Annotated in this window: 15 protein-coding genes; 9 read left to right on the top strand and 6 right to left on the bottom strand. The window is 63.1% G+C overall.

What is annotated here, in order from left to right; all coding sequences use genetic code 11:
- Positions 1–80 precede the first annotated feature (80 nt).
- Positions 81–623 (top strand): MarR family winged helix-turn-helix transcriptional regulator, encoded by a 543-nt coding sequence (locus ACWTV1_RS12580; protein WP_498505590.1) that lies wholly within the window; start codon positions 81–83, stop codon positions 621–623.
- Entirely contained in the window at positions 620–2,239 is a 1,620-nt protein-coding gene (locus ACWTV1_RS12585) for an MDR family MFS transporter (RefSeq protein WP_498505591.1), read from the top strand. Before ACWTV1_RS12580 ends, ACWTV1_RS12585 begins: the two co-directional genes overlap by 4 nt.
- Here the strand turns inward: ACWTV1_RS12585 and ACWTV1_RS12590 are convergent.
- Positions 2,236–3,285 carry a threonine aldolase family protein gene (locus tag ACWTV1_RS12590; protein WP_498505592.1) on the bottom strand — a complete coding sequence of 350 codons (1,050 nt, stop codon included), beginning with the start codon at positions 3,283–3,285 and terminating at the stop codon, positions 2,236–2,238. The genes ACWTV1_RS12585 and ACWTV1_RS12590 overlap by 4 nt on opposite strands.
- A 292-nt stretch (positions 3,286–3,577) precedes the next feature.
- Here ACWTV1_RS12590 and ACWTV1_RS12595 point away from each other — a divergent pair, with 292 nt between their 5' ends.
- From ACWTV1_RS12595 to ACWTV1_RS12605, 3 genes are all read left to right on the top strand, one after another.
- Positions 3,578–3,889 carry a PLDc N-terminal domain-containing protein gene (locus ACWTV1_RS12595; protein ID WP_100389433.1) on the top strand — a complete coding sequence of 104 codons (312 nt, stop codon included), beginning with the start codon at positions 3,578–3,580 and terminating at the stop codon, positions 3,887–3,889.
- Positions 3,890–4,047: 158 nt separating this feature from the next.
- Positions 4,048–4,314, top strand: a complete 267-nt coding sequence (locus tag ACWTV1_RS12600; protein ID WP_100389432.1) for a hypothetical protein — start codon at positions 4,048–4,050, stop codon at positions 4,312–4,314.
- Positions 4,315–4,458: 144 nt separating this feature from the next.
- On the top strand, positions 4,459–5,373 hold the full coding sequence (locus ACWTV1_RS12605) for a cation diffusion facilitator family transporter (RefSeq protein ID WP_100389431.1): 915 nt from the start codon (positions 4,459–4,461) through the stop codon (positions 5,371–5,373).
- On the opposite strand, the gene ACWTV1_RS12610 is transcribed toward ACWTV1_RS12605, so the two are convergent.
- The 5 genes from ACWTV1_RS12610 to ACWTV1_RS12630 all read right to left on the bottom strand — a co-directional run bounded on the left by ACWTV1_RS12610 (position 5,370) and on the right by ACWTV1_RS12630 (position 11,975).
- Positions 5,370–7,193, bottom strand: a complete 1,824-nt coding sequence (locus tag ACWTV1_RS12610) for a dipeptide ABC transporter ATP-binding protein (RefSeq protein WP_498505593.1) — start codon at positions 7,191–7,193, stop codon at positions 5,370–5,372. The two genes, ACWTV1_RS12605 and ACWTV1_RS12610, sit on opposite strands and share 4 nt — an antisense overlap.
- A complete protein-coding gene (locus tag ACWTV1_RS12615) occupies positions 7,190–7,987 on the bottom strand; it encodes an ABC transporter permease (RefSeq protein WP_100389424.1) in 798 nt (265 codons plus the stop codon). Before ACWTV1_RS12615 ends, ACWTV1_RS12610 begins: the two co-directional genes overlap by 4 nt.
- On the bottom strand, positions 7,984–8,979 hold the full coding sequence (locus ACWTV1_RS12620; protein ID WP_498505594.1) for an ABC transporter permease: 996 nt from the start codon (positions 8,977–8,979) through the stop codon (positions 7,984–7,986). Before ACWTV1_RS12620 ends, ACWTV1_RS12615 begins: the two co-directional genes overlap by 4 nt.
- Before the next feature lie 41 nt (positions 8,980–9,020).
- Positions 9,021–10,607 carry an ABC transporter substrate-binding protein gene (locus ACWTV1_RS12625; protein WP_498505595.1) on the bottom strand — a complete coding sequence of 529 codons (1,587 nt, stop codon included), beginning with the start codon at positions 10,605–10,607 and terminating at the stop codon, positions 9,021–9,023.
- Between the two features lie 135 nt (positions 10,608–10,742).
- Positions 10,743–11,975 (bottom strand): metal-dependent hydrolase family protein, encoded by a 1,233-nt coding sequence (locus ACWTV1_RS12630; protein WP_498505596.1) that lies wholly within the window; start codon positions 11,973–11,975, stop codon positions 10,743–10,745.
- Between the two features lie 158 nt (positions 11,976–12,133).
- On the opposite strand from ACWTV1_RS12630, the gene tdh reads away from it, so the two are divergent.
- The 4 genes from tdh (at position 12,134) to ACWTV1_RS12650 (ending at position 16,304) form a co-directional block, all read left to right on the top strand.
- Complete coding sequence (tdh, locus tag ACWTV1_RS12635; protein ID WP_498505597.1) at positions 12,134–13,159, top strand: L-threonine 3-dehydrogenase; 1,026 nt, start codon at positions 12,134–12,136, stop codon at positions 13,157–13,159.
- Between the two features lie 50 nt (positions 13,160–13,209).
- Positions 13,210–14,391, top strand: a complete 1,182-nt coding sequence (locus ACWTV1_RS12640; protein ID WP_498505598.1) for a glycine C-acetyltransferase — start codon at positions 13,210–13,212, stop codon at positions 14,389–14,391.
- An 8-nt stretch (positions 14,392–14,399) separates the two neighbouring features.
- A complete protein-coding gene (locus ACWTV1_RS12645) occupies positions 14,400–15,176 on the top strand; it encodes a GntR family transcriptional regulator (protein WP_498505599.1) in 777 nt (258 codons plus the stop codon).
- Between the two features lie 96 nt (positions 15,177–15,272).
- Positions 15,273–16,304 carry an NADPH:quinone reductase gene (locus tag ACWTV1_RS12650; protein WP_498505600.1) on the top strand — a complete coding sequence of 344 codons (1,032 nt, stop codon included), beginning with the start codon at positions 15,273–15,275 and terminating at the stop codon, positions 16,302–16,304.
- Positions 16,305–16,315: the final 11 nt, after the last annotated feature.

A 16,315-nucleotide genomic window follows, 5' to 3' on the forward strand; every position in this document is an offset into this window, starting at 1 on the left:
CTGAAAAACGTATCCGCTCAGTTAGTTGCTTAAGGTAAGCAATATAGTTACCCTCGCTAAGTACTTAAAGGAGATGAGACTTGCTAGACAACACGGATGCCACGGCCATCCTTACCGGAATGGTGACGATTAGCCGCACCTTCCGCAAGGCCGCCCAACGCAGTCGCGAGCGCAGTCTCGCCGGCACCAAGTACGGCTTTCTGCGTCATCTGCTGGAGGGCGATGCGCGCCTCGGCGAACTCGCCCACCAGCTCGTTGTCTCCGCTCCCGTTGCTTCGCGCGCTGTCGAAGCGCTCGAAGCCGATGCGCTCGTCGAACGCCGCACCGACCCTCTCGACGCCCGCGCGGTGCTCATCTCCATTACGGAGGAGGGGCGCGCAGCGCTTGCCGAGGGCGACAGCCGCATCATCCACAAATTTGCTGCAGCTCTTGACGACTGGACCCCCGAGGAAGCCGAACGTGCCGTCGCTCTACTCACGGTGCTGAATGAGCGACTGGCTGAGGTTCTTCAGCCCTCCGACACTCCGGCCGACGCCGAGTCGGGCGCTGCGCCCACCGCCGCGCCTGCCACTGCTCCCCTCACTGACACCCGCACTACCGACGAAGACGAGATCTCTGAATGACCGCTCCCGCTCGCGCCACCACGCCATCCCCCGATGACTCCGGTGCCCCCGTGACCTACACGCACCGCGAAATTTTGCAGGTGATGACCGGCCTTCTCGCCGCGCTTTTCACCGCCATGATCTCCACCACGATCGTGTCGACCGCGCTGCCGACGATCATCGCTGAGCTCGATGGAACCCAGCGTCAGTACACCTGGGTCATCACCTCGAGCCTGCTGGCGATGACCATCACCACGCCGATCTGGGGCAAGCTGTCTGACCTGTACGACAAAAAGCTGCTGACCCAGCTCTCGATCATCTTCTTCCTCGTCGGTTCGATCGCCGCCGGCTTCGCGGGTTCGATCGGCGTTCTCATGATCGCCCGCGCCCTGCAAGGAATCGCGATGGGTGGACTCACGGCTCTTGTGCAGTCGATCATGGGCTCGATCATCGCTCCCCGTGAGCGCGGCCGCTACGCCGGCTACATGGGTGCCGTTATGGCCGTAGCCACCGTCTCCGGCCCGCTGCTGGGTGGCGTCATCACCGACTCGCTCGGATGGCGTTGGTGCTTCTTCGTGAGCCTTCCGCTGGCCGTAATCGCCCTTATCGTTCTCCAGCTGAAGCTGCACCTGCCCGCGACCGTGCGCCGCCAGACGCGCCTCGACTACTTAGGTGCACTGCTCGTCTCGATCACTGCCGCCCTGCCCATGCTCTGGGTAACCTTCGCGGGCAACGACTACGACTGGATCTCGTGGCAGTCGGGCGTCTTCCTCGCAGCCTTCCTCGTGGTCGGCTTCTTTGCCGTGATCGTCGAACTGCGCGCGCCCACCCCGATGATTCCGCTGCGCCTGCTCGGCAACTCGACCACCATCTGGATGATCGTCGCGAGCGTCGGCATCGGTGTCGGCATGTTCGGCTCGGGCATCTTCCTCACCCAGTACTTCCAACTCGGCACGGGAGCGAGCCCCACGCAGGCTGGCCTGATGACCATCCCGATGATCATCTCGCAGCTGCTCTCCGCCACCATCGGTGGTCTCATCGTCAGCCGCATCGGTCGCTGGAAGCCCGTCATGCTCGTCGGTAGCGTCTTGCTGCTCGCCGGCCTCACGGGCCTCGGCACAATCACCCACGACACCGCCTACTGGACCATCGCGATCTACATGGTGCTCATGGGTGTCGGCATCGGCGCCCTCGTGCAGAATGTCGTGCTCGCCGTCCAGAACACCGTTGACGTGAAGGATGTCGGATCAGCCTCGGCTGCCATCGCCTTCTTCCGCTCGCTCGGCGGCGCCGTCGGCGTCACGGTTCTCGGCGCGGTTCTCACCAACCACGTGAGCAGCAATATCGTTGACGATCTCGCCGAGATCGGCGTTGACCCCAGCGCCCTCTCGAACGGCTCGGGCGAAACGAGCCTCGATATCACGGGCCTGCCCGACGCCATCCAGACCGCGTTCCACCACGCCTACGCGGATGCCTTTGGTTCCGTCTTCATGATCGCCGCGTTCGTGACGGCAACGTCGGTCATCGCGATTGCGGTCGCGCGCGGATCGATGCTGCGCACCACGATCGGTATGTCCTCTGCCGCCGAAGCGGAAGCGACCGGCGAAGCGGAAGCGACCGGCGAGGAGAAGAGCTAAGCGAGCTCGCGGATGGCAGCGACGAACTCGTCGATGTCGGCGGCTTGGTGCGCGAACGACACCACGATGCGCACGACACCGGACTCCCAACGGTTGGCGTAGAAACCAAAACCGCGCTCGTGGAGAGCATCGGTCAATGCGTCGGAGAAGATCGCGAAGATGATGTTGCTGCCGGGCTCGCTCGTGACGGTCACGCCCGCAACATCCGCGATTCCGGCACGCAACCGTGCGGCCATAGCGTTGGCCTGACGTGCGTTGTCGAACCAGAGATCATCGGTCAAATAGGCATCAAGTTGGGCGGCCTGAAACCGCATCTTCGAGGTGAGCTGCCCGCCGCGCTTGTGACGGAACGACAATTCGGTGGCCAACGTCGGGTCAAAGCAGACGATCGCATCCGCTGTGAGCGCGCCGTTCTTGGTGGCACCGAACGAGAGCATGTCGACGCCCAATTTCCAGGTCATCTCGGCAGGGCTCACATCGAGGGCGACGAGAGCGTTGGCAAAGCGGGCACCATCCATGTGGATGCGCAGGCCGGCCTCGCGCGCAATGCTCGTCAGAACGCGCAACTCGTCGATCGTGTAAACGCTGCCCGTCTCGGTGACCTGAGTGATGCTGAGCACGGAGGCCTGAACGCTGTGCACGTCGCCCACGCCAACCTTCACGGCTGCGCGAAGTTCGTCGGGGTCAATCTTGGAGTGCTCGCCGCCGAGCAACACGATCTTTGAACCGTCGGTAAAGAACTCGGGAGCGCCGGCCTCATCGTTCTGGATGTGGCTGTCGCGGTGAGCAAGAATGCTGCCCCACGGGCGCGTCAGAGCCGCAAGCCCGATACCGTTCGCCGCGGAACCCGTACCGACTGCAAAGACGTCGAGCTCGCACTCGAACGCGGCCGCCATCTTGGCGCGCATCTGAGCCGTGAGCGCATCGTTTCCGTAGGGAGCCGCAGGGCCGGCGGATGCCGCGACAACGGCATCCAGAATCTGCGGTGAAGCACCAGCAGCGTTGTCACTCAAGTAGCCACGCAGAATGGAGTCGGTCGGGGTCATGGCAGCTTTCTGAAACGAGAAAATAGGAAATGCCAATCGGATGCGCCTCGGGCCCTAGGCCTCGAGCGCTACTAGACCGAATCGCCACCGCAGAAAGCGACTCAGTCGAGTGTTCGGCAACGATCAGCACTGCTCCGAGCCACTCTTAGTCGATGATAACTCCCGGCGAGCGGCGCCGGATAGACGCCGTGGCACCTCACCGCCTCCGTGCAGGTTAATTGCGCCCTACGCAACGACGCGACGCCCTTTCTAGGGCTATGGTTCACCACCTGCGGCGCGGTACCCTTAAAACATGAGCATTCTTGCAGCAGTCAGCAACGGCGGACCCGAAGCATCAGCAGCATTCGCCGTCATCTTCATGATGGTCTTTTGGGTCGCCTACATCGGCTTCTTCGTAGTCCTCGGGCTTACGTCGCTCGCCGTCTCAGTGCTGGCTCTCGTTTCCCTGTATCGCAACCGCGACAAGCTGCGGGCGATTGAACTCGCCGTGTGGGTGGGCATCTCGCTGGTCGTCACCATCGTTGGCCCGCTCTGCTGGTTCATCATTGGTCGCCGAAAGATGCTCGACGACGTGCGCGCACACGAGCAGCCAACACCCGCCTGAGCAACGAATGTTACGAACATTGAAAATGCTCTAATGAAGGCTCGACAGATCAGCTCGTGAGGAGTTGAATCTAAGGAGAGCACAACCGCACCGCCGTGGAATTTATCCCCGCAGTGTCTGAGGTCTTCAATAGTGTGAACTCGAAGGAGTAGAAAACTATGACGATTGCCGCGCCCCGGCCGACCGAAGGTTCAGCAGACCGTGCACGCCCCACCGTCGCTTGGACGACCATTCAAGCAGGCCTTTGGGTGGGCAACGCCGCCGGCGAATTCGCCGGCATGATCGAGCGCAGCGCCGCCGGGGAGTTCTTCATTACCGACCACCGCGCTCGCCCATTGGGTACTTGCGCCACTCTTGATGAGGCCAAAGCCCGCCACCAGCGGCAGTTCCAACTGAGCCAGCCCAGCACCAAGCCCAAGATTTAGCGCTCGCCCTGTCCTGGTCGTCACCGGCCATGGCATCCGCAGATCGGCCAACTAGAATCGCCGCATGAGCAGATTCAATGACGCGTCCTTTGTGGGTGCCCCAGCACTGAATCTGCCGACCAACTCTGTCATCGGAGCCCGATAGTGGGCGCCGGGCACGACCACGGAGCGGGCACCAACAACCGCACGCGGCTACTGATCGCCTTCATCATCACGGTGGGCGTCGTCATCGCGCAGGCTATCGGCGCCATCGTCACCGGCAGCCTTGCGCTACTCGTCGACACCGCACACATGCTCACCGACTCTGCGGGCCTTTTCATGGCGCTGATCGCTGCCGGCCTCATGCAGCGCCCCGCCACCAACAAACATTCGTGGGGCCTCAAGCGCACCGAGGTTCTCAGCGCAATGGCGCAGTCGAGCTTGCTGTTCGCCGTCGGCATCTATGCCCTCATCGAAGGTGTACGCCGCCTCTTCGATCCCCCCGAGATTCAAGCCAGCAGCCTCGTGATCTTCGGAATCATCGGCTTACTCGCCAACCTTGCCGCCATGATCGTGCTCACGAGCGGGCGCAACTCGAACCTCAACATGAAGGCCGCGTTTCTCGAGGTCGTCAACGATGCGCTGGGCTCGGTGGGTGTCATCCTCAGCGCCATCGTGATCGCGCTCTTCGGCTGGTATCAGGCGGATGCCGTGGTCGGCATCCTGATCGCCCTTCTGATCGTGCCCCGCACCATCATTCTGCTCAAGGCCAGCCTGGGCGTGCTCTTGGAGTCCACGCCCAAGGGCATCGACCCCGAAGCAGTGCGCGCCCACATCATGGAAATGGATCACGTCACCGACGTGCATGATCTGCACATCACGCGCATCTCATCCGATCTTCCCGTGCTCACCGCGCACGTCATCGTCGATGACTCGTGCTTTCGTGACGGTCACGCCGCCGAGATGCTGCCCGCGCTACAAAAGTGCGTCGCCGAACACTTTGAGCTCAGCATCGAGCACTCCACGTTCCAGATTGAGCCCGAGAGCAACATCGGCGAAGAGCACGTTCACCACCACTAGACCGCGCGCTGCCCGGGGATCGCCGCGAGCAGTTCGCGCGTGTACTCGTGCTGCGGGTTCGACATCACGTCGCCGGCGGTGCCCGCTTCGAGCACCTTTCCGAAGCGCATCACGGCAATGTGGTCGGAGATTTGGCGGATGACTCCGAGGTCGTGCGAGATAAAGAGGTAGCTGAGCCCGAACTGCACCTGAAGGTCGACCAACAGTTGCAGAATTTGCTCTTGCACCGAGACATCCAGCGCGGAGACCGGCTCGTCGAGCACGATCAGCTCGGGGCCTATGGCGAGTGAACGCGCGATGGCGACGCGCTGGCGCTGACCGCCCGAGAGCTCGGTGGGGCGCCGCTGGGCAAGCGAGGGGCTGAGGCTCACGTGCTCGAGCAGTTCGCGAGCGACTTCGGCGCGGTGGGTGCGGTCGCCCACCCGGAAGGCGCGCAGCGGCTCAGCAATGATCTTCTCGATCGACATTGTGGGGTCAAGCGAGCCGAAAGGGTTTTGATAAACAACCTGCACGCGGCGGCGCAGTTGACGCAAGGCTTCGCCCGAGAGCGAAGTGACATCGGTGCCGTCGAAGGTCACGGTGCCCGAATCGGCCGAGGCAATACGAGCCGCAATGCGCGCGGTCGTCGTCTTGCCCGAGCCCGACTCCCCCACGATCGAGAACGTCGATCCGCGCGGAACCACGAACGAGACATCATCCACGGCGCGGAACACTTGCGAACCACCGCCCCGGCGGCGCAGAGCGAAAGTCTTCACCAGGTTCGAGACCTCAAGAATGTTGGTGGCTTCAGCGGCATCCGCCCCGCTGTTGGCGGCGGAAGCAGCGACGGCTCCGAATGCCGTGGCTGAGCCCGCAGGCTGCGCCGGGCGGGTGTGGGTGAATAGCTTTCCCGCGCTCGATTGTTGTTGTTCGCCGAGAGCTGTCAATGACGGGGTTAGGCGTCTGCTCGCCAACCCCGGAGCGGATTCCACGAGTTTTTTCGTGTACTCGTGGGTGGGCGAGGAGAGAACTTGCTCGGTGGTGCCCTGTTCGACAATTTCGCCATTGCTCATGACTGCGACATAGTCGGCACGGTCGGCGGCGACGGCAAGGTCGTGGGTCACGAGAACGACGGAGGTGTTGTGGCGGCGCACGAGTTCGTCGATATTGTCGAGAACGTGGCGTTGCACGGTGACGTCGAGGGCACTCGTTGGCTCGTCCGCGATGACGAGTTGGGGGTTGCAGGCCCACGCGATTCCGATGAGCACTCGCTGGCGCATGCCGCCCGACAGTTCGTGCGGAAACTGGGTGGCGCGAGCATCCGGATCGGGCAGCCCGACCTCGTCGAGAATGCGAACAGCTTCGGCAGCCGCGGCAGCCTTGTCGAGCTTGAGGTGCAGTCGCAGGGCTTCGGCGATCTGGTCGCCGACGCGCATGAGCGGGTTAAGGGACTTGCTGGGGTCTTGCGGCACGAAACCGATGCGACCGCCGCGAATGGAGCGCAGCTCGCGCTCCGACATCGGGCCGAGGTCGCGCCCTTCGAACTCGATGGAGCCGCTATCAATACGACCTCCGGATGCCAGCCGCCGAATCAGCGCTTGCGAGGTCGTGCTTTTTCCTGAGCCCGATTCGCCGACAATCGCGACGATCTTGCCGCGCGGCACGACGAAGCTGATGCCGCGTACAGCCGCCACTGAACCCGAGCGGGTCGCGTAGGAGACGTGGAGGTCGCGCACAACGAGAATGTTGTCGTCCGCGTCGCTGGTCGCTGCCGCCGCCTTCGCGCCAGACGTTGCTTCTGCGCCAGACCCTGCTTTCGCACCAGAACCGTGCTGGATCATTCGTCGCCTCCGATCGCTCGCGCTACCCGGTTTACGGCAAGCACGACCACAAGAATTACGGCACCCGGAATGATGCTGAGGCCGGGGTTGGTTGCCACGTAGTCGCGGCCCGCCGAGACGAGTGCGCCCCACTCGGGAGCGGGCGGCGGAGCGCCGAAGCCCAAGAAGGTCAGAGCCGAAACCGAGAGAATCGCGGTGCCCATTTCGAGCGCCGCCATCGCGATCACGGGGCGTGCCGCGTTGGGCAGCACGTGCTGCACGAGAATCGCGGGCGAGCGAACGCCAAGCGTGCGCGCCGCTTCGACATACTCTTCGCTGCGGATGCGCAGCACTTGCGAGCGCATCACTCGAGCGAAGCTGCCGGCGGCTCCAAGGCCAACACCAAGCGCGAGCGAGACGGGGCCGAAGCCGAGACTGGCAACGACGATCAGGGCGAGGAGAACTCCGGGAACGGCGATCAGCACATCCACGAAGCGCATGATGATGAAGTCGGTGCGACCACCAACGAAGCCCGAGATGAGACCGACGACGGCGCCCACCACTACACCGACGACAACAGCGAGGGATGCCGAGAGCAGCGAGAGGGCGGCTCCATAAATGACGCGAGAGTAGAGGTCGCGACCGAGGTTATCGGTGCCGAAGAGGTACTGAGCGCTCGGCGGCAGCAGGCGGTCGGTCGCGACCGACTCGAAGGGATCGTGGGTCGCCAGCAACTGAGGTGCCAGAGAAGCCACGATCGCCAAGGCGATAACAATGAGGCCCAGAACGAAACCGGGCTTGCGCAAATTGGTCACTTCTTCGCCCCCAGTCGAGCGCGCGAGGGAACCCCGCCACCGATGCGCGTTCGCGGGTCGATGAAGCCGTAGGCGACATCCACCAGCAGGTTGACGAGCGCATAGATCGCGCCCACCAGCAGTACGACGCCCTGGATGACATTGATGTCGCGAGCGAGCACGGCATTGACGGTCATGCGACCGATTCCGTCTCGCGAGAAGACGGTTTCGACGACGGCGGTTCCGCCGGCCAAGTAGCCGATGAGCAAGCCGAGAATGGTGATGGAGGGCAGCAGTGCGTTGCGCAACAAGTGCTTCGTGAAGATACGGCGCGGAGGCACACCCTTGGCGACGGCCGTAAAGACGTAGGGGCTGTTCTGGGCCTCAAGCACGGCAGAGGAGAAGACCTGGAAGAAGAGGGCGCCGACGGGCAGGGCGAGCGTGATCGCCGGCAAGACGGCGGCGTCGAAGCTGCGAGCGCCGGCCGAGGGCAGCCAGCCGAGAGTGAAAGCGAAGACGCTGATCAACAGCAGGCCGCTCAAGAAGGCGGGCACAGCGATCCCGAATGGTGGAATCTGAAGCAGCAGTTGGCGCAGCCACGGCCATGGTGCGGCGTAGGCCAAGAAGGTGATGAGAACGGCGGAGGTGACGCCGAAGAGCAGCGCGAGCGAGGCAATCTGCACGCTGAAGGGGAAGGCCCGGGCGATCATCTCGGTCACGGGAACACCGGTCGAGATGGAGACGCCGAGGTCACCCTGAGCCGCCGCGATGAGGTGGCCGAAGTACTGCTGCCAGAGTGTTCCGTCGAGCCCGTACTGCACGCGCAAGGCGTCGAGCTCAGCGGGATCGATGACCGTTGATGCGCCGCCCTTTGCTGCAAGGGCGGCGATCAACGGGTCACCGGGCAGGAAATGGACCAGCACGAAAACGAGCGTGTAGGTAGCCACAACAACGAACAGGAACTGTCCGAGTTTGGGCAGCAAGTAGCCTGCCCAGGCTTTCACCTGTGTCACGACTGACGCTCTTTCATGCTGGTCACATCACCTAGTGAGAGTTATTCCGAGACGCTGACGTCGTACATGATCAGTCGCGACGACGAGTCGAAGGTCAGACCAGAAACGTTGGCGGTTGAGGCGTGCACCTGAGCGACTTCGAGAAGCGGGATCAGGTACGCACGGTCAATAATCATCTCCTGAATTTCGGCGATGAGTGCCGTGCGCTCGGTGGTGTCTGCCGTGCTGGCCTGCTCGGTGAGGAGCGATTCGAGTTCAGCGTCGTCGATGATGGCCCACTTCGAGACGGCATCCTTCGAGAACGTGACCCGCAGAACGTCGGGGTCAGTGCGCGTAAGGCTAGCGCTCAAGAAGTCGTAGTCACCGGTCGCGATGGCTCCGAAGAAGTCTCCGGCGGTCACGATGTTGAGCTGCAGGTCGATGCCTGCCTTAGCGAGCTGAATCTGAGTTGCTTCAAGAACATCCTGACCGTAGAAGGCGGTAACGCTCATGGTGAGACGCTGGCCGTCCTTCTCGCGGATGCCGTCAGAGCCCACTACCCAACCGTTGTCGTCGAGCAACGCGGTGGCTGCATCGAGGTCGTAGGCCATGGCGTCTTCCTGGCTGCTGTAGCCAGGAGTAGCGGAGCTGAGCGCGCTCGACGCGGGCTGCGACTGCGACGAACCGGTGAGGGCGGTGATTTCTGCACGGTCGGTAGCGAGCAGCATTGCCTTGCGCACGATCTCGTCGCTGACGACGGGACGCGTGGTGTTGGGCACGAGGCTCGTGGGCATTCCGGGGTTTCCGCGGGCGTAGATGTTGTAGTCCGCGGTGTCGAAGCGGCTCTCGTCTACAGCAGGAAGATCCTGGATGATGTCGAATTCGCCGGTCTGGAGTCCACCGGTGCGCACGCCTGCCTCAGGCGTGATCGGGAACGTGACGGTGTCAACGAGTGCTTCACCGCTGTGGCCGCGAAGTTCGGATGCCCAGTCGTAACCGACACGCTTGGCGATCACGACGGAGTCGTTAGCCACGTAGGAGTCGATCGTGAAGGGACCAGTGCCGACGACAGTCTGGCAACGGTCTTCGGGGCTGAGCTCGGTGGTGGCGTCAGAGACGAGGCCGAGCGTGATGGTGCTGGCGCCCTGCAAGAACTGAGCGTTCGACGACTCGAAGTTCACGGTCACCGTGTTCTCGTCGACAGCGGTGCTGCCTTCGTAACCGGCGAGGTACTGCGAGGCGAGGGATGCGGTGGAACCCATCTCGAAGAGAGCGTCGAGGTTCTTGACCACGGTGTCTGCGGTCAGCGCGGTCTCATCGCTGAAGGTGACGTCATTGCGCAGTTCGAAAGTGAACTCGGTGAGGTCATCGTTGGTTTCCCAGCTCTCTGCGAGCCACGGCACCAGTTCGCCGGTTTCAGCATCCTGATCAATGAGCGAGTCAACAACCTGGCGGCCAATGTTGAGTGCGGTGGTGAGGGTGACCTGCTGAGGGTCGAGGCACACGGGGTCGCCCGTGACTGCCATCGTGATATCCGTCTTGGGCGAAGCGGCTGGCCCTGCCGCGCAAGAGGCCAACAGGCCCAGTGCGGCAAGCGCTCCGATGGGGGCAATGCCCCAGCGAAGTACTCGGTTTTTCGGGGAGTTCATACTCGGTCCTTTCAGTGCTGTCTACGCAACGTGGTGAGCGTTGCGGTGGTACTGCGGAATGTGATGCGGATGCTGGTGGTGCTGGTCATGCGAGTGCTGCTGGAGGTAGTCGTTCTGGTGACGCTGGTGACGCGATTACTGCGGGAGTTCTCCGAACACGACAACACCGCGCGAGACAACCGCGACGATGTTTTCGGTACGAAGCTGAGTGATGTCTTCCCACGGGCGGCCCTTGAGCACGACAAAGTCAGCGCCCCATCCGGCCGCGAGGGTTCCGACCTTGTCTGCCAGGCCGATTGCATCGGCGGCATCCGAGGTGGCGGACTGCAGCGCACGTTCTGCGCTCCAGCCGAACATCTCGGCCATCAGACGCACTTCTTCCATCTGATCGCCGAATTTCACGAAGATGCCATTGGCATCGGTGCCGAGCACGAAGCGCACTCCGGCGCGACCTGCGGCAGCAAAGTTGGTGTTGCGCTCGATCACGACGGCCTGCGCCTTTTCTTGCGCTTCAGCCGAGACCGGGATGCGGGCTTCGGCAATCACGTCGTTGATCATGAGCGTGGGAGCCACCGAGATGTTGCGCTCGAGCAGTGTTGGCCATTGCTCTTCGGTAATGCCGGTGCCGTGTTCGAGGGAGTCGACTCCGGCATCCAAGGCAATCTGGTTGCCCTCGGTGGAGTGGCTGTGGGCGGCAACCTTGAGTCCGAGTGCGTGAGCTTCGTCGAGGGTTGTCTCGATTTCGGCGGTGGTTTGGTTGCGCCAGCCGACCTTGTCGCCGGTCGAGAGAACGCCGCCGCTGGTGAAGATCTTGATGCCGTCAACACCGGCGCGAGCGTATTCGCGCACAAGCTTGCGGCACTCGTCTGGGCTATCGGCGGTGGGCGTGCGGTGCGGGTAGTGCGGCGGGATGAAGAGATCGCCGTGACCCGCGGTCATACCGACGGGGCCGTGCACGAGAATGCGCGGGCCCTGCTGAATGCCCTGATCGAAGGCGCGCTTGACGGCCAGTTGACGACCGTCGCCGGCGAGATCGCGCAGCGTCGTGACCCCATTGCGGGCAGCCTGGTGGGCGTTCGCCGCAATGTGGAAGACTTGCTCTTCCCACGGCGTCATGAGTGGCCACGACACCCAGTCCACCTTGTCTGGTCCGGCATAGCCGCCGAGGTGAACGTGGGTGTCAATGAGGCCCGGAATCACGCTGTATTCGGATGCCGTGGTTGCGGCATCCGAGCCGGTGGCCGTGGCGTCGTTCACGGTTTCTACCGCGTCGATCCGGTCACCTGTCCAGCTGAGGGAACCAATGCCGTGCGCGGCCGTACCATCCCATAGCGATATTCCCTCGATGCGCTGGGATATTTCGGTCACGAATGGCTCCTTCAACTTATGATTTGTATGACGCTAGCAGAAGAGTCGCACTTGTAAACAAGTGGCGGTACCCTGAAACACAGCAGCGGACACGTCGAATGAGGTGCGCCACAAGCGCACACCACGCGCCATGTCGCGCCGCCTGAGAGGAATCAACGATGAAAGCCCTCTACAAGGACAAGGCCGGACCAGGCCTCGTATTGGCCGAACGCCGCGAACCAACGCCCGGTCGTGGCGAGGTAAAAATCAGGGTTGCCCGCACCGGAATTTGCGGCACTGACCTGCATATTGAATCGTGGGATGCGTGGGCCGCCGGCGCCATCAATGCGCCGCTCATCCCCGGCCACGAGTTCTCAGGCCACGTTGTTGAGCTGGGCGAAGGAGTGACCTCGGTCGAGGTCGGTGCTCTCGTCTCCGGCGAAGGCCACGTCGTGTGCGGCCACTGCCGCAACTGTCGCGCCGGCCGCCGCCACCTCTGCAAATTCACTTCAAGCATTGGTGTAAACCGCGACGGCGCCTTCGCCGAGTTCGTCGTGATTCCTGAACAGAACGTCTGGGCGCATCCACTCGACATCGACCCCGAGCTTGCCGCCATCTTCGACCCCCTCGGCAACGCTGTGCACACCGCACTCTCGTTTCCGATGGTCGGCGAAGACGTGCTCATCACCGGTGCCGGGCCAATCGGGCTCATGGCCGCGAAGGTTGCTCGCCACATTGGCGCTCGCCACATCGTGATGACCGACGTGAATGAAGAACGCCTGCAGCTCGCCCGCGACATGGGCGTCGACCTCGCGATCAACGTGTCGACGACCCGCATCGCTGAAGCTCAAGAGCAGCTCGGTATGAAAGAGGGCTTCGACATTGGGCTCGAAATGAGCGGTCACCCCACCGCGCTGCCCGAGATGATCAGCAACATGAATCAGGGCGGCCGCATTGCGATGCTCGGCCTGCCCGCCGAACCCATCGGCATCGACTGGGCCACCGTTGTGACCCACATGATCACCATCAAGGGCATCTATGGCCGCGAAATGTTCGAGACCTGGTACGCCATGAACGCCATGGTGCACACCGGTTTGGATGTCTCTGCCGTGGTCACCGACCGCTTCCCCGCCGAACAGTGGGAAGAAGCGTTCGCGACCGCTCGCCGCGGAAACGGCGGCAAGGTCATCATCGACTGGTCGTAGCGCCCGTCGCTTTCGCCACCGACCCACCCCACAACTTTCAGGAGCACATCATGTACGGAACAGTTCGCGACCAACTCAACGACACCCTGAGCGAGATCCGCTCGGCGGGCCTCTACAAGACCGAGCGCCAGCTCGACACTGCGCAGGCAGCGCATGTGGAAGCGGGCGGAAAACCCGTTCTCAACTTCTGCGCCAACAACTATCTCGGCCTCGCCAACCACCCGCGCCTCGTGGCCGCCGCTAAGAGTGCCCTCGACGACTGGGGCTTCGGCATGGCGAGTGTGCGCTTTATCTGCGGCACCCAGACCCAGCACGTTGAGCTCGAGAACCGGCTTTCGGCGCTGCTGAGCATGGAGGCGACCATCCTGTTCCCCTCGTGCTTCGACGCCAACGGCGGCATCTTTGAGGTGCTGCTCGGTGCGGAGGATGCCGTGATTTCGGACGAGCTCAACCACGCCTCGATCATCGACGGCGTTCGCCTCTCGAAGGCGGCTCGCTACCGCTACAAGAACCGGGACATGGCCGACCTCGAAGCGCAGCTGATTGCCGCGAAGGATGCCCGCCGTCGCCTCATCGTCACCGACGGCGTCTTCTCGATGGACGGCTACCTCGCTCCCCTCGAAGCGATCTGCGACCTCGCCGAGCAGTACGACGCGATGGTCATGGTTGACGACTCGCACGCTGTCGGCTTCGTCGGTGAGACCGGAGCCGGAACGCCCGAGCACTGTGGCGTCTCCGACCGCGTCGACATCATCTCGGGCACGCTCGGCAAGGCTCTGGGTGGAGCATCCGGTGGTTACATCAGCGCTCACGCCGAGATCGTCGAGCTGCTGCGCCAGCGCGCACGGCCGTACCTGTTCTCGAACGCCGTTGCCCCCTCGGTGGTCGCCGGCTCAATCGAAGCGCTCAACCTTGTAGCGGAAGGCGCCGAGAGCCGTGCCAAGCTCAAAGCGAATGCTGAACAGTTCCGCAGCGGAATGGCCGAGGCCGGGTTCACGCTACTGCCGGGCGAGCATCCGATCATTCCGGTCATGTTTGCCGACGAACACGAAGCTGTTGCCATGGCGGATGCCCTGCTCACGCTCGGCGTCTACGTCATCGCTTTCTCGTACCCCGTGGTGCCGTTGGGCAAAGCTCGTATTCGCGTACAGTTGTCGGCTGGACACTCAAGCGAGGACATCAGCCGTTGCGTTGAGGCTTTTGTGGCCGCTCGAGAGTCGATCGCCGCATAGGAGCGCACATGGAAATTACGGTCCCCGAAGGCCGCATCGCTACGGGATCGCTCACAGAAGACGAGCGAATTCTCAGTGGCGTGCTTCGTCATGTGCGGGAAGCGGCCCGTGACTCCAACTTTCTGCTGCCCGGCGAGCTCAAGCTTGCCGAGTGGCTGAACTGCAGCCGCCCGCAGGTTCGGGTCGCGCTCGCGCAGTTGGAGCGTCAAGGGATTGTGATTCGCAGCCAGGGCGCCGCCACCGTCGTCGACCCGGTTGCTCTGCGTTTGAGCGCACGCTTCGAGGCGAGTGTGTCATACGGTGAAGTGCTCGCGCGTATGGGCTACACGCCCTCGGTTGAGGTGTTGACGGCCGAAATGATCGAGCTTCCCGCTGATCTCGCTCCCTTGCTTTCTCCCCTCAGCACCACCCGCGCCGTGAAGATCGTGCTGCGCTGGTTCGCCGACGACCAAGCCGCGATGGTCGCCGAATACACGATCCCGCTGCCCGCTGGCGAACACGACCCCATCAACCCCACCGACCCGGTTTACGAGTCGGCTAAGAAGCTCTGGGGCGAAGGAATCGCGTGGGAGATCGTGACCGCCGGCGTTGCTCTGCTCGACGACAAGTACGCCGATCTGCTGCAGCTCGACAAGGGCACTGAAGCCAAGATGTGGGAGACCATCGGCGTCACCCTCAGCGGCGAGCGCATCTTCTACGCCCTCGAACACCACCACCCCACCCTCGTGATGTACTCCTTCGTGCGCACCATGCGGGCACCGTGGAGTGCGATCCCCGGGCACTAGATTTTCTCGCGTGCCGCGGCGAACGCCAGCCGGAATTCGGATGCTGATCTTCTGAGTTTCGGAATTCTGCGGGGGCGCCGCCCTGTTGACCTAGGTATGAGAGCAATTGTTTACCGCGAGACCGGCGACCCCTCCGTACTTCAGTTGGTTGAGCGGCCGGTGCTTGAACCCGGGCCCGGCGAAGTGCGTGTGCGCATCGTCGTGAGCGGGGTGAACCCGACCGATTGGAAGTCGCGGCGCGGTGCGGCATCCGGTCAGGCATTGCCCTTTGATGAGGTTGTTCCCGGCCAAGACGGTGCCGGAATCGTCGAAGCGATCGGCTCTGACGTGCAAGATGTCAGCGTCGGCGACCGCGTGTGGCTCGCCCTTGCGGCGTACCAACGCTCGAACAGCGGCACGAGCCAAGAGCAGGCTGTGCTGCCCGCCGAACGTGTTTTCGCGCTGCCCGCGAGCGCAAGCTTTGACCAGGGCGCGAGCATGGGCGTTCCGGCAATCACCGCGTACCGAGCGCTGACGGTAGCCGAAGACGGGCCCGACGAACTGCATCCGACCGCTCTCAGCGACAAGGTCGTACTCGTTGCCGGTGGAGCCGGTGCCGTAGGCCATGCCGCCATTCAGCTTGCTCGCTGGGCCGGCGCGACCGTGATCACGACCGTGAGCGGACCAACCAAAGCAGCGCTCGCTACCGCCGCTGGCGCTCACCACGTGCTCACCTACACCGACGCCGACATCGTTGAGCAGATCCGCGCGATTGCCCCCGAGGGCGTCGATCAGATCGTTGAAGTAGCTCCCGCCCAGAACGCGGAGCTCGACCTTGCGGTCATCCGCAACCGCGGCTCGATCTCTGTCTACGCCAACAACGGCGGCGACGAAGTAACCCTCGATGTGCGCCGTCACTTCGCCCTCAACGTGCGCTACCAATTCGTGCTGCTTTACACCGTCGGCATCGACGCTATTCGAGCCGCCGGCGACACCATCAACATCGCCCTCGCGGATGGTGCGCTCGGCATCGGCGAAGAAACCGGCCTGCCCCTGCACCGCTTCTCACTGGAGCAGACTGCGGATGCCCACGCTCTCGTTGAGAGCGGAGCCGTCGGCAAGGTGCTCATCGACGTTACAGCGCCTTAGTCGCGACGCCC

This window comes from Salinibacterium sp. VpJ6, assembly GCF_059767345.1.